Genomic DNA, 18,303 nt, shown 5'->3' with positions numbered 1-18,303 from the left:
GTTAAAATTTTGTGGGCGCCTAAAAGTAAAAAGGCACGCTATCCAGAGGATTTAGCGTGCCTTTCAGGGCTACCGGGTAGGTCTGTTATTGTTCATTTTCATCCGTATAGCGTTTGGCTTTATAGGCCGGGTGCATCAGGTTCTCCACGGAGAAGATGTCATCCAGCTCGGCTTCGGTCAGCAGGCCGCGTTCCAGCACCACTTCACGCACGCTCTTGCCGGTTTCGGCGCAGATCTTCCCGACGATGTCACCGTTATGGTGGCCGATGAACGGGTTCAGATAGGTGACGATACCGATCGAGTTGAAGACGTAGTGTTCGCAGACTTCTTTATTCGCGGTGATGCCGTTAATGCATTTTTCCAGCAGGTTGTAGCAGGCGTTGGTCAGGATATGGATCGACTCGAACATCGCCTGGCCGATCACCGGCTCCATCACGTTCAGCTGCAGCTGGCCCGCTTCGGCCGCCATGGTAACGCAAGTGTCGTTGCCAATCACCTTGAAACACACCTGATTGACCACTTCCGGCACTACCGGGTTCACTTTGGCCGGCATGATGGACGACCCCGCCTGCAGCTCAGGCAGGTTGATTTCGTTCAGGCCGGCGCGCGGGCCGGAGGAGAGCAGGCGCAGGTCGTTGCAGATTTTGGACAGTTTCACCGCCAGGCGTTTGAGCGCGCTGTGCACCATCACGTAGGCGCCACAGTCGGAGGTGGCCTCGATCAGGTCTTCCGCCGGCACCACCGGCAGGCCGCTGACTTCCGCCAGTTTTTGCACCGCCAGCGGCTGGTAGCCTTCCGGGGTGTTGAGCGCGGTGCCGATGGCGGTGGCGCCCAGGTTCACTTCCAGCAGCAGCTCCGCGGTGCGGTGCAGGTTGCGGGTCTCTTCGTTCAGCAGCACGCTGAAGGCGTGGAATTCCTGGCCGAGGGTCATCGGTACCGCGTCCTGCAGCTGGGTGCGGCCCATTTTCAGGATGGTTTCGAACTCTTTCGCCTTGCGGTCGAAGCCTTCGCGCAGCTGGTTGATGGCGTCGATCAGCTTCTGGTTGGAGGCGTACACCGCGATGCGGAACCCGGTCGGGTAGGCGTCGTTGGTGGACTGACACTTATTGAGGTGATCGTTCGGGTTCAGGTACTGGTATTCGCCTTTTTGGTGGCCCATCAGCTCCAGGCCGATGTTCGCCAGCACTTCGTTGGTGTTCATGTTCAGCGAGGTGCCTGCGCCGCCCTGGAACACGTCCACCGGGAACTGATCCATGCACTTGCCTTTATCCAGCACCTCGTCGCAGGCCTGGATGATCACGTCGGCGATTTTGCGCGGGATGGTTTTGAGTTCTTTGTTGGCCATCGCCGCGGCCTTTTTCACCATCACCATGCCGCGAACGAACTCGGGGACATCGCTGATTTTGCTGTTGCTGATGTAGAAGTTTTCAATCGCACGCAGAGTGTGGACTCCGTAGTAAGCGTCTGCGGGGACTTCACGTGTTCCTAACAGGTCTTCTTCGATACGAATGTTGTTTGACATGAGAACCTTCTCTATGTGTTGCTGCCGAATTAATAATTTGTCAGGTCAAGGCTAATAAGGGCACAGCCTAAATTAATGTTGCCGAAGGCTTGGGGCGTGAAACGATTAACCAAATCGCCCGTTGCTGCCCAGATCATATGCTGGTTGGTAAGAAATGACTGAATCCAGATCACCTTATGGTGTTTAAGGATATGCCCTTTTCCGGTTCTGTGACTTCTTTCACGTTTGTGAACTTTAGCAATAAAAACCGGCTCTCGGTTGAAATGGTGGGGTGATGCCCTCATTGTAATGGTGTCGGCCGTTTACGGCCTCTTTTTTCGCGCCGTCGCCCCGTGGCGGCCGCGCTTTACCTACCGATAGGAGAACCAGGTGCGCTGGTTACCGCTACTGCTGATATTTCTGCTGGCTTACATAGAAATATCCATCTTTATCAAAGTCGCCGCCGTGCTCGGCGTGGCTGTCACCCTGCTGCTGGTGGTGTTCAGCTCCTGCGTCGGCATTTCGCTGGTGCGCAATCAGGGCATGAAAACCTTCGTGCAGATGCAGCAAAAACTGGCGGCCGGCGAAAGCCCGGCAGCGGAAATGGTGAAAAGCGTTTCGCTGGTGCTGGCGGGCTTCCTGCTGCTGATCCCGGGTTTCTTCACCGACTTCCTCGGCCTGTTGCTGCTGCTGCCGCCGGTGCAAAAAACGCTGACGCTGAAGCTGATGCCGCATCTGTCGGTTTATCGCCCCGGCGGTTGGACGGGCGGTGACGCCGCTAACGGCAACACTTTCGACGGCGAATTCCAGCGCAAGGACGACGAACGCTCGGTGCTGGAACACCGCCCGGACGAGGAGCGCAAGCCTCACGATCGTTAAGCAAACGCGGCTCAGGCCGCGTTTTTTCTCTCTGTAGCACCCGCGCGGCCAAAAATGCGAAATTTTTTTCGTTAGCCCCCTTGAAGGGGGCTGGAACGCCCCCATCTCAAATGCCACGAGGCCGGTAATAACAACCATCCGGTGTACAACCCTAAATCTGATAGAGACCTTCTTACAGGAGAGCGTTCAATGAGTATTCGTCCATTGCATGACCGCGTTATCGTCAAGCGCAAAGAAGTTGAATCAAAATCTGCTGGCGGCATCGTCCTGACTGGCTCCGCTGCGGGTAAATCCACTCGCGGTGAAGTGGTTGCAGTGGGTAAAGGGCGTGTGCTGGAAAACGGCAACATCCAACCGCTGGATGTGAAAGTTGGCGATATCGTGATTTTCAACGACGGCTACGGCGTGAAAGCAGAGAAGATCGACAATGAAGAAGTGTTGATCATGTCCGAAAGCGACATTCTGGCAATTGTTGAAGCGTAATTGCGCTTTATCTTCTGAACTGAACGAGTTGAAGGGAAATACCAATGGCAGCTAAAGACGTAAAATTCGGCAATGACGCTCGCGTGAAAATGCTCCGCGGCGTGAATGTTCTCGCTGATGCAGTAAAAGTGACCCTGGGCCCGAAAGGCCGCAACGTAGTGCTGGATAAATCTTTCGGCGCTCCGACCATCACCAAAGACGGCGTTTCCGTTGCGCGTGAAATCGAACTGGAAGACAAGTTCGAGAACATGGGCGCACAGATGGTGAAAGAAGTGGCCTCCAAAGCGAACGACGCGGCGGGCGACGGCACCACCACTGCAACCGTACTGGCTCAATCCATCATCACCGAAGGCCTGAAAGCGGTTGCTGCAGGCATGAACCCGATGGATCTGAAGCGCGGCATCGACAAAGCGGTTGTCGCTGCGGTTGAAGAACTGAAGAAACTGTCCGTACCTTGCTCTGATTCCAAAGCTATCGCTCAGGTAGGCACCATCTCCGCCAACTCCGACGAAACCGTGGGTAAACTGATCGCGGAAGCGATGGAGAAAGTGGGCAAAGAAGGCGTTATCACCGTTGAAGAAGGCACCGGCCTGCAAGACGAGCTGGACGTGGTTGAAGGTATGCAGTTCGACCGCGGTTACCTGTCCCCATACTTCATCAACAAGCCGGAAACCGGTTCTGTTGAGCTGGAAAGCCCGTTCATCCTGCTGGCTGACAAAAAGATCTCCAACATCCGCGAAATGCTGCCGGTGCTGGAAGCCGTTGCCAAAGCAGGCAAGCCGCTGCTGATCATCGCTGAAGACGTTGAAGGCGAAGCGCTGGCGACCCTGGTGGTCAACACCATGCGCGGCATCGTGAAAGTGGCTGCCGTTAAGGCACCTGGCTTCGGCGACCGCCGTAAAGCCATGCTGCAGGACATCGCAACCCTGACTGCCGGTACCGTTATCTCTGAAGAGATCGGTCTGGAGCTGGAAAAAGCCACCCTGGAAGACCTGGGCCAGGCAAAACGCGTTGTGATCAACAAAGACACCACCATCATCATCGATGGCGTGGGCGACGAAGCGACCATCCAGGGCCGCGTTGCTCAGATCCGTCAGCAGATCGAAGAAGCGACCTCTGACTACGATCGTGAAAAACTGCAGGAGCGCGTAGCGAAACTGGCCGGCGGCGTTGCCGTTATCAAGGTTGGCGCAGCGACTGAAGTTGAAATGAAAGAGAAGAAAGCCCGCGTTGAAGACGCCCTGCACGCGACCCGCGCCGCAGTGGAAGAAGGCGTGGTTGCCGGCGGTGGCGTAGCGCTGATCCGCGTTGCAGGCAAAATCGCCGCGCTGAAAGGCGACAACGAAGACCAGAACGTGGGTATCAAAGTTGCGCTGCGCGCAATGGAAGCCCCTCTGCGTCAGATCGTGGTGAACGCCGGTGAAGAAGCTTCCGTTATCGCCAACCAGGTGAAAGCGGGCGAAGGCAGCTACGGCTACAACGCTTACTCCGAAGAATACGGCGACATGATCGCGATGGGTATCCTGGATCCAACCAAAGTGACCCGTTCTGCTCTGCAGTACGCGGCTTCTGTGGCTGGCCTGATGATCACCACCGAATGCATGGTCACCGACCTGCCGAAGGCTGACGCACCGGATCTGGGCGCAGCAGGCGGCATGGGCGGCATGGGCGGTATGGGCGGCATGATGTAATCATCCCCCACACGCTGGTGTGCTGAGAACCCCGGTCAAACGACCGGGGTTTTTTTTATCTTAAAAATCAATAAAAAGAATGTTTGTTTAGCTTGTTATTAGTTTACTGAATGAATTATTGCATTATTTTTCTTTTGCCCTAAACCGTTGTCGTTTCGTACCGATATAGCCCCTACCGGGCGGGGAATTTTCCCTCGCCGGTGTGACTGTCAACGGAGACGACTTATGCTGAAAAATATGAAAATAGCCACCTGGCTGATGTTGATGCTGTTGCTGTTGGGCTTGATGCCCATGGGAACCGGCGCCATCGCCTTCTATTTCATGCAGCAAAACGGCAACAGCATCGGCAGGATGAGCACTTTCTCCGACGAGGAAGCGGCGCTGAACCGCAGTTGGCGTGCTTTGCTGCAAACGCAGACGCTGATCGACAACATGGCGTTCGAGCGCATGGCGCAGACGGACGCCGCCGATATCCGCAAGGGCATCACTGAGGCACGTAACGAGCTGCGCAGCGCCGACGTCGCGTTCAACCTGTTTTGGGAGACGCCGGGCCTGACGGTATCGCGCCCGGATCTGGGCGAGGCGATGAAAACGGTCTATCTGGCGCAGCAGGCGGTGCTGAAGCAAGAGCTGACGCTGTTGGCCGACACGCCGCAGGCGGCGCTGATCGAGCGGCTGCACGCCATGGCCGCTGAGAAGCACCAGGTGCGCCAGCGGCTGGATAGCCAGTTTGCCGACTACATGCGGGCCACGGTGGCCGCTCATCGTCTGGCGGTGGAGGCGGCGGTGCAGACTCAAAAAGTCTTTGCACGCCTGCTGAGTGGCACCCTGGCGGCGATCCTGCTGCTGCTGGTCGCCGTGCAACGTGATTTCCGCCGGCGCTTGATCCTGCCGCTGCGCCAGATTGCCGAACACTTGCAAAAGGTTGGGCGCGGCGATCTGCGCAGCGAGATCGCGGTACGCAACAGCAATGAGATCGGCATGCTGTTCGCCAGCCTGCGGACGATGCAGCAGGAGCTGAGCGCCACCGTGCAACAGGTGCGTGATGGCGTGGAGTCGATCAATCACGGTACGCACGAGATCGCCGTCGGCAACGCCGATCTTTCCAGCCGTACGGAAGAACAGGCCAGCGCGCTGACGGAAACCGCCGCCAGCATGGAACAGATCACCGCTACGGTGCGGCAAAACGCCGATAACGCCAGCCAGGCCGCCGGCATGGTCAATCAGACTGCCGGCATTGCCCGCAACGGCGAAACGCTGATGGCCAACGCGGTCGACAAGATGCGGGCTATCAACGACAGCGCGCGCCAGGTGGGGGATATCACCAGCGTGATCGACGGCATCGCCTTCCAGACCAATATTCTGGCGCTGAACGCCGCCGTGGAGGCCGCGCGAGCCGGAGAACAAGGCAGGGGTTTTGCGGTGGTGGCCGGCGAGGTGCGCAATCTGGCGCAGCGCTGCGCGACCTCGGCCAAGGAGATCAGCAGTTTGGTCGACGGCGTAACCGGCGATATCGCCGTCGGCGTGCGCCTGGTCGAGCAGGCGGGCGAGACGATGAATGCCATCGTTGGCTCGGTGAACCAGGTGACGTCGCTGATGGACAACATCTCGTACGCGTCGGAAGAGCAAAGCAAGGGCATTGAGCAGGTCGGAGTGGCGGTGACCCAGATGGATCAGGTGACGCAGCAGAACGCCGCGCTGGTGGAGGAGGTGGCGACCACCGCCGTCGGCGTGGAGGAGCAGGCGGCCCTGCTGGCGCAGGCGGTGGCGGTATTCCAACTGGCGGAGGGGGAAACGCGCCAGGACGAAGCGCAGGCATCGGCGGCCGTTGCCGGTTGGGCATAACGCCGCCGCACTGTATTTGATGATATTTTTGCCGCCGGGGGCGATTTAGCTGGTAAACTGTTAAGTCATCAGCTGTCGCTCAAGACGTTGGCCCGCTCGCGTGGCAACGGATGCTTAAGAGATGGCATCGCTTTCTGATAAGCTTTTGCGTAATTCTCAACATCGAATGGGGAACAAGATGCGGATTAAAGCCTTACTGGGTCTCTCGGCAGCGATGCTGCTGGCGGGTTGCAGCACCACTCATGAACTGACCGCTGCGGGTCAGCAGATCAAGTTCACCGACAGCAAGCCGGCGGCGGAATGCCAGCTGCTGGGGGAAGTGACCGGCACCCAGAGCAACTGGCTGTCCGGCAACGGCGGTGAAGGCAGCTCCATGCGCGGGGCGGCCAACGATCTGCGCAACAAGGCGGCGGCCATGGGCGGCAACGTGATCTACGGCGCCAACAGCCCGAGCCAGAACCTGCTCTCCAGCTTCGCACCGCTGGACAGCAAAATGGTCGGCCAGGTTTACAAGTGCCCGTAAGGCGCTGAGGCCGCAGCCGCAAAGAGGTAAAAAAAGAGGAATGCCACGGCATTCCTCTTTTCGTTGGGGCATTTGGCGCACGTCACTTCTGCATCAGGCGCAGATCGATCGGCGTTTTGCTCGGTTCGCCGCCCACTTCGCGCGTCAGGCGCGGCACCAGATAACCGGACACCTTGCTCAGCAGCGCCTGCATGATGGCGCGCGCTTCATCGTCGCTGACCATGAAGTGCGCCGCGCCCTGCACCTTGTCCAGCACGTGGATGTAGTAAGGCAGGATACCGGCGTCGAACAGCGCGTTGCTGAGCGCCGCCAGTGTGTCGGCATCGTCGTTGACGTCGCGCAGCAGCACGCTCTGGTTGAGCAGCGTGACGCCGGCGAGACGCAGCTGCGCCATGGCGCTCTGCAGATCGCGGTCAATTTCGTTGGCGTGGTTGATGTGCGTGACCATCAGCACCTGCAGGCGCGAGGCCGACAGCAGGCGGCACAGCGCCGGCGTGATGCGCGCCGGGATCACCACCGGCAGACGGGTGTGAATGCGCAGGCGTTTCAGGTGCGGGATGGCCTCCAGCTCGCCGACCAGCCACTCCAGCTCGCTGTCTTTGGCCATCAGCGGATCGCCGCCGGAAAAAATGATCTCGTCCAGTTCCGGGTGTTGGCGGATATAATCCAGCGCCTGCCGCCAGTTGTTCTTGTTGCCCTGATTATCCTGATAGGGGAAGTGGCGGCGGAAGCAGTAACGGCAGTTGACCGCACAGCCGCCCTTGACCAGCAGCAGCGCGCGATTGCGGTATTTGTGCAGCAGGCCCGGCACCACGCTGCGCTGCTCATCGAGCGGATCGGTGGTGAACCCTGGGGCGTTGATGAACTCCTCTCTGGCGGTCAGCACCTGGCGCAGCAGCGGGTCGTTAGCATCGCCGGGGCGCATGCGCGCAGCGAAGGCGCGCGGCACGCGCAGGGCAAACAGCCGGCGGGCATCGCGCCCCTGCGGCAGTTCCGGGTGCGTATTCAGTGACAAAAGCTGCAGTAATTCATCTGGATCGGTAATAACATCGGCGAGTTGATGCAACCAATCTTCTCTATGTGCCGTACTTTGGGTTATAATGTGTGCCATTTTTTTGGCTAAGCTACCAGTTCAAATATTCAGAGGGCCATCATGGCGACTTATTCTAGCAACGATTTCCGTCCGGGTCTTAAAATCATGTTCGAGGGCGAACCTTACGCCGTCGAAGCCAGTGAGTTCGTTAAGCCGGGCAAAGGCCAGGCGTTTGCACGCGTGAAAATGCGTCGTCTGCTGACCGGCACCCGCGTGGAAAAAACCTTCAAGTCTACCGATTCTTGCGAAGGCGCAGACGTGATGGACACCAATATGAACTACCTGTACAGCGACGGTGAGTTCTACCACTTCATGCACCCTGAGTCTTTCGAACAGCATCAGGTTGACGGCAAAACCGTCGGCGACGCGGCCAAATGGCTGCAGGATAATGCAGAGTGCATCATCACCCTGTGGGATGGCCGTCCAATCGCCGTTCAGCCGCCGAACTTCATCGAAGCGGAAATCACCGATACCGATCCTGGCCTGAAAGGCGATACCGCAGGGACTGGCGGCAAGCCGGCTACCCTGAGCACCGGCGCCGTGGTTAAAGTGCCGTTGTTCGTCCAGATCGGCGAAGTGATCAAAGTTGACACTCGCTCTGGCGAATACGTCTCTCGCGTTAAATAAGTTTCAAAGCAGAGGAACCCCCGCGGTTCCTCTGTTTTATCCCATCCCCGTTCGTTGGCAGAAAACCCGCATGTTCAAGAAAACGTTGTTGGCCGTGCTCTCCCTGTTGTTCCTTTTCTCTCTTAGCGGTTGCAATACGTTTCGCGGTTTCGGCGAAGACGTGCAGCATCTCGGCGGCGCCATTTCGCGCACGGCCAGCTGATCCCGCCCTTTAACCCGATGTATTTGCGCCACAAAGCCGGTGGCGATTCCACTCTCTGCGCCAATTTTGACTAAGCTTAGAAAGCCGTACTTTTTCATCAACGACAAATAAGGACTTTCTTATGCTGAAGAAAAGTATTATCGCGATCTTCTCTTTGATGATTTTGACCTCGTTGACCGCCTGTAATACCACCCGCGGCGTGGGTGAGGACATTCAGGCCGGCGGCAAGGCCATTCAGCGCAGCGCGGAATAATCCGTTCTCCACCCGGCGGCGTTCCGCGTGCGGAGGGCCGCCGCATTTCCTCCTCTTGCCTGAGCGTTAACGCTGCTGCTATCCTGCCGCAGTGCGGGTGAGGTTACCCGCCGTTCTTCACCCCGCTGAACGGGACGACCCGTTTACGCGTCATTATATCGGGGACGACCCCAGTGGAAGGGAGGCCGTCTCATGGCCTGGATTATTCTGCTTATCGCCGGTTTGCTTGAAGTGGTTTGGGCTATCGGTCTGAAATACACCCACGGTTTTACCCGGCTGACGCCGAGCATCATCACCATCGCCGCGATGGTGGTCAGCATGTTGCTGTTGGCCAACGCGATGAAAACGCTGCCCGCCGGCACCGCTTATGCGGTGTGGACCGGCATCGGCGCGGTGGGCGCGGCCATCATGGGCATGGTGCTGTTGGGCGAGTCGACCAATATCGCGCGTATCATCAGCCTGTGCCTGATCGTGGTCGGCATCCTCGGGCTGAAGTTCAGCAGTCACTGATCGGCGGGCTGCTCCACCCAGATCAGCGCATCGGTGGCGAAACCGTAGCCTTTGGCCGTCTGCAATAAGCTGTCGCGTACGCCGGCGTCAAGCGTCGGGGTGCGCGACAGGATCCACAGATAGTCGCGGTTAGGGCCGCAAACCAGCGCGTAGCGATACTCCGGATCCAGGGCTATCACGTTATAGCCGCCGTAGAAGGGGCCGAAGAACGACACTTTCAGCGCCGCGACCTGCGGTGAACCGATAAAGTAGGCTTTGCCTTCGCTTTCTTGCCATTGCTGTTTCTGCGGATTGAAGCCGCGATTGATGACTTTCAGCCCGCCGTCGGCGCGTGGGCTGTAGTGGGCGGTCACCCGCTGCAAACCGCGTTCAAAACGATGATCCAGACGCGCGATTTCGTACCAGGTGCCGAGATAGCGCTGACTGTCGAAAGGGGTCACGACCTTGATGTCTTTGGGCGGGGAGACGCTGCAAGCGACGGAGAGCAGGGCGGAAAGCATGACGCTAAGCTTTGACCATAAACGCATCGGTGACTCCTGTTTACCGGGGGCGAGTAGACAGTGTAGCCGATGAGCAAAGGGCGGCCAACGGGCGTTGGCCGCCTGAGCGGTTTACAGGGTGACGACGCCGATAACGGTGACCACGCTGAGGATCGCCGCCAGACCGTAGAACACCCATTTGCCGGCCGGTACGTGGATCTTCAGATCGTGCATCGCATGGTGGATGCGGTGCAGGCCGCACCACAGCGGCAGGATGATCATCAGCAGCAGGAACAAGCGGCCGATCAGGCTCTGGCAGAACGCCAGCACGCGCTCGTAACCCAGCGCTTCACCGGGGAACAGCCCCAGCGGCAGCAGAATGCCGACCAGCAGCACGATGGCCGGCGCGACGATCGCGCTCCACATGCCACCGGCGCCGAACAATCCCCAGAAAACCGGCTCGTCGGAGCGTTTAGGTGCTTGATTTATCATGTTTCCTCCGGATTAGATCAGGGCCACGGCCAGGATGACCACGCTGACGACAATGGTGACGGCCCACAGCCCTTTCACGATGGGGCCCGGTCCCATTTTCTCGCTGTTGACCACGATATTGGCGGCCTTCGGCGCCAAATCGAACCAGGTTTTGGTGTGCAGCGCCGCCGCCAGCAGGGCGACGACGTTGATCAACAGTACCAGCGGGTTCTGCAAGAAGCCGACGAAGCCGGCCCAGCTCTCGGCGCCGCCCTTCAGCGCGAACACGCCGTAGAGCAGCACGATGCTGAACCAGACCGCCAGCACCGAGGTGCCTTCGCGCAGCATGTAGAAACGGTAAAAGCCGAGCTTTTGCCACCAGGTGGGCGTCATGGTGCGCACATAGGGCTTACGTTGAGTTGTCATGGCAATTTTCTCCCTTATTGCGGCTTCAGCATGGCGATCATGAAGTCTTTGGCGCTCTCCACCTTGCCCTGCTGGATGGCGGCGGCGGGATCGACGTGTTTCGGACAGACTTCGGAGCAATAGCCGACGAAGGTGCAGCTCCAGACGCCGTTTTGGCCGTTAAGCTGCGGCATGCGCTGTTTCTTGCCGTGGTCGCGGTTGTCCAGGTTGTAGCGGTGCGCCAGCGTGATCGCCGCCGGGCCGATAAACTCGGGGTTGAGGCCGAACTGCGGGCACGCGGCGTAGCACAGGCCGCAGTTGATGCAGCCGGAGAACTGGTGATATTTGGCCATCTGTGCCGGGGTCTGCACGTTCGGGCCGTCTTCCGGCTTGCGATCGTTGCCGATGATGTAAGGCTTGATCGCCTCCAGGCTTTCGATGAAGTGGGTCATGTCGACCACCAGATCGCGCTCGATCGGGAAGTTGCCCAGCGCTTCGACCTTCATGCCGCCGACGTAATCGCGCAGGAAGGTTTTGCACGCCAGCTTCGGCACGCGGTTGACCATCATGCCGCAGGAGCCGCAGATCGCCATGCGGCAGGACCAGCGGTAGGAGAGATCCGGCGCCAGGTTATCCTTGATGTAGCCCAGCGCGTCGAGCAGCGAGGTCTGTTCGTCGTAAGGCACGGCGTAGGTGACGAAATGCGGCTCGGCGTCGCTTTCCGGGTTATAGCGCATGACTTCGATCTTCAGGGTTTGCATCTCAGCCATTTGCCTGCTCCTTATTCTTTTTCTCCTGCGCTTCGGCTTCTGCGCCGTAGACGCGTTTGGCCGGCGGCAGCTTGGTGATTTTCACGTCGCTGTATTCGAGACGCGGCGCGCCCTGCGGGTTATGGAACGCCAGCGTATGCTTGAGGAAGTTGACGTCGTCGCGCTCGGTGCAGCCTTCGTCCAGGCGCTGGTGAGCGCCGCGCGACTCTTTGCGGTTAAACGCGGAGTGCGCCATACATTCGGCGACGTCCAGGCCGTAGCCCAGCTCGATGGTGTACAGCAGATCGGTGTTGAACACGCTGGAGTTGTCGGTGATGTTGACGCGCTTGAAGCGCTCTTTCAGCTCCGCCAGCTTATCGATGGTTTTTTGCATCAGCTCCGGCGTGCGGTAGATGCCGCAGCCCTCTTCCATCGACAGCCCCATTTCGTCGCGGATCTTCGCCCAGTTTTCGTTGCCTTCCTGCTTCATCAGGTTGCTCAGGCGGGTTTCGACATCGCGGGTTTGCGCATCCAGCGCGCTGCCGTTGGCCGGCGCGGTTTCCAGCGCGCGATGCGCCGCGTGCTCACCGGCGACGCGGCCGAACACCACCAGTTCTGCCAGCGAGTTGGAGCCGAGACGGTTGGCGCCATGCAGGCCGACGGAGGAGCATTCGCCGACCGCGAACAGCCCCTTGATGCGGGTTTCGCAATTCTGGTCGGTTTCAATGCCGCCCATGGTGTAGTGCGCGGTAGGGCGCACCGGGATCGGATCTTTCACCGGATCGACGCCGACGTAGGCCTTGGCCAGTTCACAGATGAACGGCAGCCGCTCCAGCAGCTTTTTCTCGCCCAGGTGGCGCAGATCGAGGTAGACCACGTCGCCGCGCGGGGTGGCGATGGTGCGGCCGGCGCGCCATTCGTGCCAGAAGGCCTGGGACACCTTGTCGCGCGGGCCCAGCTCCATGTATTTGTTCTTCGGCTCGCCCAGCGGGGTTTCCGGGCCCATGCCGTAATCTTGCAGGTAACGGTAGCCGTCCTTGTTCACCAGGATGCCGCCTTCGCCGCGGCAGCCCTCGGTCATCAGGATGCCGGAACCGGGCAGGCCGGTCGGGTGATACTGCACGAACTCCATGTCGCGCAGCGGCACGCCGTGGTGGAATGCCATGCCCATGCCGTCGCCGGTAACGATGCCGCCGTTGGTGTTGTAGCGGTAGACGCGCCCGGCGCCGCCGGTGGCCATCACCACTGCGTTGGCGCGGATCTGCACGCGGGTGCCTTCCATCATGTTGAGCGCCACCAGGCCGCGTGCCTGGCCGTCATCCACCAGGATATCCAGCACGAAGTGCTCGTCGAAGCGTTGAATTTGCGGGTATTTCAGCGAGGTCTGGAACAGGGTGTGCAGCATGTGGAAGCCGGTCTTGTCGGCGGCGAACCAGGTGCGTTCGATCTTCATGCCGCCGAAGCGCCGCACGTTGACCGAGCCATCCGGTTTGCGGCTCCACGGGCAACCCCACTGCTCGAGCTGGGCCATCTCGCGCGGGCACTGATGCACGAAGTGATCGACCACGTCCTGTTCACACAGCCAGTCGCCGCCGGCGACGGTGTCGTGGAAGTGGTAGTCGAAGGTATCGTGATCCTGGGTGACGGCGGCGGAGCCCCCCTCGGCGGCGACCGTGTGGCTGCGCATCGGGTAGACCTTAGAGATCAGCGCGATTTTCAGTTGGGGATTGGCTTCCGCTGCGGCTATTGCTGCACGTAAACCAGCGCCCCCGGCCCCAATAATGGCAAGATCGGCGTTAAAGGTTTGCACTGCATTCCTCCAATGTTCTTGTTAAGAACGGCAAGTTAAATATCTATGCTTAAAATTTAGCGAACTCTTCGGGTGCTAACTAATTGAACCGATTAATGTTGCTTAAAGGTTAAGGATAGATATCTCCCACCAATAATGGGGAATTAACTATACCTAAAGTTAAGTAGTCGAAATTTGATGTGATCGATTGTTTTGTCGATTAACGCTCGACCAACAGGCTTGCCTGCCTTTTCGCGTGTTCGGCGTGCTTTACCCTTTTTAACGCGCTTTTGTCGCCTATTTATCGGAAATTGGCGTTATGGCCGGTTGTGCATCGTGAAGAATTTGTTTGGCTGCAAGGATGCGAGTAGACTGCATCCCCTGTTTGATTTCGGAGTTAATTACCATGAGCGAAACGGCAAGCTGGCAGCCTAGTGCACCCATCGCCAATTTGTTGAAACGCGCAGCGATTCTGGCTGAGATCCGGCGTTTCTTCGCCGATCGTGGCGTGCTGGAAGTTGAGACGCCCACCATGAGCCAGGCGACGGTCACCGACGTTCACCTGTTCCCGTTCGAGACGCGTTTCGTCGGGCCGGGGGCGGCAGAGGGCCTGACGCTATACATGATGACCAGCCCGGAATATCACATGAAGCGTCTGCTGGCGGCGGGCAGCGGCCCGATCTACCAAATGGGGCGCAGCTTCCGCAATGAAGAAGCCGGGCGGCATCACAACCCGGAATTCACCATGCTGGAGTGGTACCGTCCGCACTACGACATGTACCGCCTGATGAACGAGGTGGACGATCTGCTGCAACAGGTGCTGGACTGCGAGAACGCGGAGACCCTGTCTTATCAGCAGGCGTTCCTGCGCCATCTGGACATCGATCCGCTGTCGGCGGAGAAGGCGCAGCTGCGTGAAGCGGCGGCCAAGCTCGACTTGAGCAACATCGCCGATACTGAAGAAGACCGCGATACGCTGCTGCAGCTGCTGTTTACCGTGGGCGTGGAGCCGCATATCGGCCGTGAAAAGCCGGCGTTCGTTTACCACTTCCCGGCCAGCCAGGCGGCGTTGGCGGAGATCAGCACCGAAGACCACCGCGTGGCGGAGCGTTTCGAGGTGTACTTCAAGGGCATTGAGCTGGCGAACGGTTTCCGCGAGCTGACCGACGGCCGTGAACAGCAGCAGCGCTTCGAGCAGGACAACCGCAAGCGCGCGGAGCGAGGCCTGCCGCAGCAGCCGATCGACTACAACCTGCTGGCGGCGTTGCAGCACGGCATGCCGGAATGTTCCGGCGTGGCGCTGGGCGTGGATCGCCTGGTGATGCTGGCGCTGGGCGCCGAGAGCCTGAGCGACGTGTTGGCCTTCCCGGTTGGGATCGCCTGACGTTTCAGGCGCAGAGAAAAGCAAAAGGGTCGGCATTTGCCGGCCCTTTTTTTATCGCGAGAACCGCTTACAGCCCCCCGGCGTCGCGCTTGGTGTTCGGCGCCGGCGTGGATGGCGGCGTACGGCCGTTGTTGGTCAGCCGCGACAGCGTCTCGGTGCGCACCTGGAACGGCGGGTACGGTAGCGTGATGCCGTGCTCGCGGTAGCCCGCCAGGATCAGCTGGTGGATCTCGTGGCGCAGCGGCATGCGGTGGCCCATCTCGGCGGCGTAAATACGCATCTCGAAGATCTGAATGCCCTGTTGCAGATCGACCAGGTAGACTTCCGGCACCGGATTGTCCAGCACCAGCGAACAGCGCTCGGCGGCGTTCATCAGGATTTTGGTCACCTCTTCGCTATTGGCCTCGCCCGGAGCCGGCACGGTCAGCACCACGCGGGTGATGGCGTCCGAGAGCGACCAGTTGACGAACTGCTCGGTGATGAACGCCTTGTTCGGCACGATGATCTCTTTGCGGTCCCAATCGGCGATGGTGGTCGCGCGGGTATTGATCTTGGTTATCGTGCCGGTCAGGTTGCGGATCGTTACGGTATCGCCGATGCGGATCGGCTTCTCGAACAGGATGATCAGGCCGGAGATGAAGTTGGAGAAAATCTCCTGCATGCCAAAGCCGAGACCCACGCTGAGCGCGGTGACCACCCACTGCAGTTTCGACCATTCGATGCCGATCCAGGAAAAGCTGAGAATGGCGCCGAACAGCAACAGCAGGTATTTGGTGATGGTGGTGATGGCGTAACCGGTGCCCGGCGACAGATCCAGGTGCTGCAGCACCGCCAGTTCCAGCAGCGCCGGCAGGTTGCGCACCAACTGCATGGTGATGATCAATACCAGAATGGCGATCAGCACTGCGCCGAGGGTGATCGGGTGGGCGGTTTCCACGCCGTTGACCGTCGAGGTCACGTCCCACAGCGAGATATTTTCCAGGAAGCTGAAGGCGGAGTGGATCTCCGACCACAAAACGATCACCGACACCAGCGCGATCAGCGTCAGGATCGAACGCACCAGCCGCAGCGACTGGGCGCTGATGGTATCCAGGTCTATCTCTGAGTAGTCCATATCCACCGAACCTTCGGTGCTGTTCGGGGTATGCGAGGTTTCGTCTTCGCCGCGGGCGCGCTGGGCCAGAATGTCCGCGCGGCGCTGTTTGGCGCGGTCGAAGGCGATGCGTCGCCGTTGGATCAGCATCCAGCGGCGGATGATGTGGTAGACGACCAGCAGCAGGAACCAGATCGCCACCGAGGTTTCCAGGCGCGCCAGCAGCGCCTGCGCGGTGGTGAGATAACCGACGCTCGACGCCAGCGCCGCCAGCAGCGGCGCCGACAGCAGCAGCCCCCAGAAGGCGCTGTTGAGCATGTTGTCGCCGGAGCCGTTTTTATCCAGATACAGCGGGATGCCGGCGCGCTTGAGGCTGTGGGTGACCAGCGCCAGCGCCAGACACAGCAGAATGAAGCACAGCCGCCCCAGCGTGTTGGCGAACTCGCGCTCTTTCAGGCTATCGAAGGTGATCAGCGCCATGATCAGCGGCACGATCAGCCAGATCGACATCTTGTAGTAGCGCATGGCGCGCGAAACCTGCTTCGCCGGCCAGCGGAAGTGCACGATGAACAACCCTTGCGGGTGGGCGAAGGCGGCGCAGATCATGCAGATCCACAGGATCGGCAGCGTGGCGGTCACCCCTTTGCCGATCGCTTCCGCCACCGGGTAGTTCCAGGCGCTCTGCAGGCCGTAGCCGAGCGCGGCCCACAGCACCGGCAGCGGCATCGCCACCAGAATCGACCAGAACACGGTGCGCACCGTCAGGAAGAATTCGTCCTGCGTCACCTTGCCGACGCGGCTGCTGGCGCGCTCGAGGAAGGCGTGGTAGTGCTTGCGCGAACTGATGCTGAAAATCACCAGCAGCAGGGCGCCGAAGATAGGGATCAGCGTTTCGCGGCTGGTCACCATCATCATGAAGGCGCCGCCGAGCTGCGACAGCGTGTCCAGCGACAGAACGCGCGTCAGATCGTGCGCCACGTTGAGCGGATAAGAGAAGTTGATCGGATTGACGTCCGGCACCCAGAACAGATAGCGGTGGGTGGCGTCGCGAATTTCGTTCAACGCTTCGATCAACTGGGTGTTGGCCACCTTCAGCTTGGTCAGCTCGAGGATTTGGGTGTCGCAACCGGACAACAACGAGTTCAGCAGCTCGCGCTGGGTGCGCAGCTGGGCATCGACGATGCGCTGCTCCTGGTTGGTCAGCGCGCTGCCGTCGTCGCGCTTGAATTCGCGCTGCGACAGTTTTTCCAGCTGAGTTTCAAACTGCAGGCGCTGCACGCGCAGCTGGGCCATGTCGCCGTCCAGCTGTTGCGGCTTGGGCATTTCCGGCAGCGTCGCCACCTGGGCGCGCAGGGTTTCCCCCAGCGCCGACGACGAACCGAGCCACTGGGCCTGCTCGATGATGGTGCTCAGCGCCTGGCGCACCTGCAGCGTCTGCGCCGCCGCCTGCCGTTGCTGCGATGAAATCAGATCCATGCGCTGCGCCTGGCTGTTCAGCGCGGCGGACAGTTCGCGGTTGATCTGCAGCTGTTGGCTGATGCTTTTTGGCAAATCGCCGTTCTGCTCGGCCAGCTGCTCGGTTTTTTCCAGCGCCTGTTCCGCTTCGCGTTGGCGCTGGGCGTTGAGGTTGTTGCGCAGCGCCTGCAGCTGAACGTCTATTTTCTCGTGGCGCTTTTTATAGACTTCGGCGCGCATGCGCGCCAGCTCCTGCCGGTTGTTGGCCGACAGCTGCGCCAGTTCCAGCTCATCCACTTTGGCCTTGCGCGCCGCGGCTTCGGTCTGCAGCAGGGCCAGGGCGGCCTGCGCGTACGGCGTGGTCGGGTTGGCGGGCTGCGCCTGCAGGCGGCGCTGCACTTCCGTCAGCGCACGGCGGGCGTCGGTCTGCTGCTGCGGCAGCTGGCCGAGCGAATCGCTGATTTCCCGCGTGCGATCCTGCTCTTGCTGCAGCAGGCGCGCCTGTTCCAGCAGCAGACTGCTGGTTTGCAGGATCTGCTGTTCCAACTCGGCGGCCGGCAGATCGTCGCCGTTCGGCAGGATCTTGTTGCTTTCCAGCACCAGCTGGCGGCGCAGTTCCTGCGTCATCTTCGGGAAATCGTCGATCACCCTCTGATACTGCTCGGAGCGAGTCTGCGACTCTTTACGCTCCGCCAGCCAGTTGAGGGCGCTTTGCAGCGCCTCGGTGGTCTCCGCCTGATTCGGCGCGTTTTTGCTGCTTTCCGCCTGCTTCAGCTCTTGCTTGAGCTGGGTCTCGGTCGGCAGGGGAGCGGCCAGCGCCGGTTGCCACAGCAGGCAACCGAGCAAAAGCGTGATGATCAGGCGCACGGCG

At 59.9% G+C, this 18,303-nt stretch carries 18 protein-coding genes; 10 read left to right on the top strand and 8 right to left on the bottom strand.

Annotation, left to right across the window (positions count from 1 at the left end; all coding sequences use genetic code 11):
- Nucleotides 1-85: 85 nt before the first annotated feature.
- Nucleotides 86-1,522 carry an aspartate ammonia-lyase gene (gene aspA / locus ACJ8IN_RS10750; RefSeq protein WP_004929659.1) on the bottom strand — a complete coding sequence of 479 codons (1,437 nt, stop codon included), beginning with the start codon at nucleotides 1,520-1,522 and terminating at the stop codon, nucleotides 86-88.
- A 369-nt stretch (nucleotides 1,523-1,891) separates the two neighbouring features.
- Between aspA and ACJ8IN_RS10745 the strand changes: the two genes are divergently transcribed.
- The 5 genes from ACJ8IN_RS10745 (at nucleotide 1,892) to ACJ8IN_RS10725 (ending at nucleotide 6,922) form a co-directional block, all read left to right on the top strand.
- Nucleotides 1,892-2,380, top strand: a complete 489-nt coding sequence (locus tag ACJ8IN_RS10745; protein ID WP_033636764.1) for an FxsA family protein — start codon at nucleotides 1,892-1,894, stop codon at nucleotides 2,378-2,380.
- Nucleotides 2,381-2,569: 189 nt separating this feature from the next.
- Nucleotides 2,570-2,863, top strand: coding sequence for a co-chaperone GroES (locus ACJ8IN_RS10740; protein WP_004929661.1), 294 nt, complete (start codon nucleotides 2,570-2,572; stop codon nucleotides 2,861-2,863).
- 44 nt (nucleotides 2,864-2,907) lie between these two features.
- Nucleotides 2,908-4,554: a chaperonin GroEL gene (gene groL / locus ACJ8IN_RS10735; RefSeq protein ID WP_004929662.1), complete on the top strand. Its 1,647-nt coding sequence runs from the start codon at nucleotides 2,908-2,910 to the stop codon at nucleotides 4,552-4,554.
- 225 nt (nucleotides 4,555-4,779) lie between these two features.
- Nucleotides 4,780-6,399: a methyl-accepting chemotaxis protein gene (locus ACJ8IN_RS10730; RefSeq protein WP_308325362.1), complete on the top strand. Its 1,620-nt coding sequence runs from the start codon at nucleotides 4,780-4,782 to the stop codon at nucleotides 6,397-6,399.
- Between the two features lie 178 nt (nucleotides 6,400-6,577).
- Nucleotides 6,578-6,922 (top strand): DUF4156 domain-containing protein, encoded by a 345-nt coding sequence (locus tag ACJ8IN_RS10725; protein ID WP_025305007.1) that lies wholly within the window; start codon nucleotides 6,578-6,580, stop codon nucleotides 6,920-6,922.
- An 82-nt stretch (nucleotides 6,923-7,004) separates the two neighbouring features.
- On the opposite strand, the gene epmB is transcribed toward ACJ8IN_RS10725, so the two are convergent.
- Nucleotides 7,005-8,033: an EF-P beta-lysylation protein EpmB gene (gene epmB / locus ACJ8IN_RS10720; RefSeq protein WP_308325363.1), complete on the bottom strand. Its 1,029-nt coding sequence runs from the start codon at nucleotides 8,031-8,033 to the stop codon at nucleotides 7,005-7,007.
- A gap of 42 nt (nucleotides 8,034-8,075) precedes the next feature.
- Between epmB and efp the strand changes: the two genes are divergently transcribed.
- From efp to sugE, 4 genes are all read left to right on the top strand, one after another.
- A complete protein-coding gene (gene efp, locus ACJ8IN_RS10715; protein ID WP_004929666.1) occupies nucleotides 8,076-8,642 on the top strand; it encodes an elongation factor P in 567 nt (188 codons plus the stop codon).
- A gap of 70 nt (nucleotides 8,643-8,712) precedes the next feature.
- On the top strand, nucleotides 8,713-8,844 hold the full coding sequence (locus tag ACJ8IN_RS10710; RefSeq protein ID WP_019453400.1) for an entericidin A/B family lipoprotein: 132 nt from the start codon (nucleotides 8,713-8,715) through the stop codon (nucleotides 8,842-8,844).
- A gap of 121 nt (nucleotides 8,845-8,965) precedes the next feature.
- Nucleotides 8,966-9,097 carry an entericidin A/B family lipoprotein gene (locus ACJ8IN_RS10705; RefSeq protein ID WP_033636766.1) on the top strand — a complete coding sequence of 44 codons (132 nt, stop codon included), beginning with the start codon at nucleotides 8,966-8,968 and terminating at the stop codon, nucleotides 9,095-9,097.
- Nucleotides 9,098-9,289: 192 nt separating this feature from the next.
- A complete protein-coding gene (gene sugE / locus ACJ8IN_RS10700) occupies nucleotides 9,290-9,607 on the top strand; it encodes a quaternary ammonium compound efflux SMR transporter SugE (protein WP_004929669.1) in 318 nt (105 codons plus the stop codon).
- Here the strand turns inward: sugE and blc are convergent.
- The 5 genes from blc to frdA all read right to left on the bottom strand — a co-directional run bounded on the left by blc (nucleotide 9,601) and on the right by frdA (nucleotide 13,521).
- Nucleotides 9,601-10,134 carry an outer membrane lipoprotein Blc gene (gene blc, locus ACJ8IN_RS10695; protein ID WP_033648715.1) on the bottom strand — a complete coding sequence of 178 codons (534 nt, stop codon included), beginning with the start codon at nucleotides 10,132-10,134 and terminating at the stop codon, nucleotides 9,601-9,603. The two genes, sugE and blc, sit on opposite strands and share 7 nt — an antisense overlap.
- An 84-nt stretch (nucleotides 10,135-10,218) precedes the next feature.
- Complete coding sequence (gene frdD / locus ACJ8IN_RS10690) at nucleotides 10,219-10,578, bottom strand: fumarate reductase subunit FrdD (protein WP_033636768.1); 360 nt, start codon at nucleotides 10,576-10,578, stop codon at nucleotides 10,219-10,221.
- Nucleotides 10,579-10,590: 12 nt separating this feature from the next.
- Nucleotides 10,591-10,983 carry a fumarate reductase subunit FrdC gene (frdC, locus tag ACJ8IN_RS10685; protein WP_004929673.1) on the bottom strand — a complete coding sequence of 131 codons (393 nt, stop codon included), beginning with the start codon at nucleotides 10,981-10,983 and terminating at the stop codon, nucleotides 10,591-10,593.
- A 14-nt stretch (nucleotides 10,984-10,997) separates the two neighbouring features.
- Nucleotides 10,998-11,732 (bottom strand): succinate dehydrogenase/fumarate reductase iron-sulfur subunit, encoded by a 735-nt coding sequence (locus tag ACJ8IN_RS10680; protein WP_033648713.1) that lies wholly within the window; start codon nucleotides 11,730-11,732, stop codon nucleotides 10,998-11,000.
- A complete protein-coding gene (gene frdA, locus ACJ8IN_RS10675; protein ID WP_308325364.1) occupies nucleotides 11,725-13,521 on the bottom strand; it encodes a fumarate reductase (quinol) flavoprotein subunit in 1,797 nt (598 codons plus the stop codon). Before frdA ends, ACJ8IN_RS10680 begins: the two co-directional genes overlap by 8 nt.
- A 385-nt stretch (nucleotides 13,522-13,906) precedes the next feature.
- On the opposite strand from frdA, the gene epmA reads away from it, so the two are divergent.
- Nucleotides 13,907-14,884: an elongation factor P--(R)-beta-lysine ligase gene (gene epmA / locus ACJ8IN_RS10670; protein ID WP_047569665.1), complete on the top strand. Its 978-nt coding sequence runs from the start codon at nucleotides 13,907-13,909 to the stop codon at nucleotides 14,882-14,884.
- Between the two features lie 67 nt (nucleotides 14,885-14,951).
- Here epmA and mscM read toward each other — a convergent pair whose 3' ends face one another.
- Nucleotides 14,952-18,299 carry a miniconductance mechanosensitive channel MscM gene (gene mscM / locus ACJ8IN_RS10665; RefSeq protein WP_033648710.1) on the bottom strand — a complete coding sequence of 1,116 codons (3,348 nt, stop codon included), beginning with the start codon at nucleotides 18,297-18,299 and terminating at the stop codon, nucleotides 14,952-14,954.
- Nucleotides 18,300-18,303: the final 4 nt, after the last annotated feature.

The sequence above is a fragment of the Serratia sp. CY31944 genome (genome assembly GCF_052169175.1).
GTDB lineage: Bacteria > Pseudomonadota > Gammaproteobacteria > Enterobacterales > Enterobacteriaceae > Serratia > Serratia sarumanii.
The sequence above is the reverse complement of the archived record's forward strand: the minus strand, read 5'-3'. Positions and strand labels throughout refer to the sequence as shown.

Excerpts from the sequence above, each read along its gene's own strand:
- ACJ8IN_RS10705 (WP_033636766.1), top strand. The coding sequence starts at position 8,966 with ATGCTGAAGAAAAGTATTATCGCGATCTTCTCTTTGATGATTTTGACC.
- ACJ8IN_RS10710 (WP_019453400.1), top strand. The coding sequence starts at position 8,713 with ATGTTCAAGAAAACGTTGTTGGCCGTGCTCTCCCTGTTGTTCCTTTTC.
- epmA (WP_047569665.1), top strand. The coding sequence starts at position 13,907 with ATGAGCGAAACGGCAAGCTGGCAGCCTAGTGCACCCATCGCCAATTTG.
- ACJ8IN_RS10730 (WP_308325362.1), top strand. The coding sequence starts at position 4,780 with ATGCTGAAAAATATGAAAATAGCCACCTGGCTGATGTTGATGCTGTTG.
- aspA (WP_004929659.1), bottom strand. The coding sequence starts at position 1,522 with ATGTCAAACAACATTCGTATCGAAGAAGACCTGTTAGGAACACGTGAA.
- epmB (WP_308325363.1), bottom strand. The coding sequence starts at position 8,033 with ATGGCACACATTATAACCCAAAGTACGGCACATAGAGAAGATTGGTTG.
- ACJ8IN_RS10740 (WP_004929661.1), top strand. The coding sequence starts at position 2,570 with ATGAGTATTCGTCCATTGCATGACCGCGTTATCGTCAAGCGCAAAGAA.
- sugE (WP_004929669.1), top strand. The coding sequence starts at position 9,290 with ATGGCCTGGATTATTCTGCTTATCGCCGGTTTGCTTGAAGTGGTTTGG.
- frdC (WP_004929673.1), bottom strand. The coding sequence starts at position 10,983 with ATGACAACTCAACGTAAGCCCTATGTGCGCACCATGACGCCCACCTGG.
- efp (WP_004929666.1), top strand. The coding sequence starts at position 8,076 with ATGGCGACTTATTCTAGCAACGATTTCCGTCCGGGTCTTAAAATCATG.
- groL (WP_004929662.1), top strand. The coding sequence starts at position 2,908 with ATGGCAGCTAAAGACGTAAAATTCGGCAATGACGCTCGCGTGAAAATG.
- blc (WP_033648715.1), bottom strand. The coding sequence starts at position 10,134 with ATGCGTTTATGGTCAAAGCTTAGCGTCATGCTTTCCGCCCTGCTCTCC.
- ACJ8IN_RS10725 (WP_025305007.1), top strand. The coding sequence starts at position 6,578 with ATGCGGATTAAAGCCTTACTGGGTCTCTCGGCAGCGATGCTGCTGGCG.
- frdD (WP_033636768.1), bottom strand. The coding sequence starts at position 10,578 with ATGATAAATCAAGCACCTAAACGCTCCGACGAGCCGGTTTTCTGGGGA.
- ACJ8IN_RS10680 (WP_033648713.1), bottom strand. The coding sequence starts at position 11,732 with ATGGCTGAGATGCAAACCCTGAAGATCGAAGTCATGCGCTATAACCCG.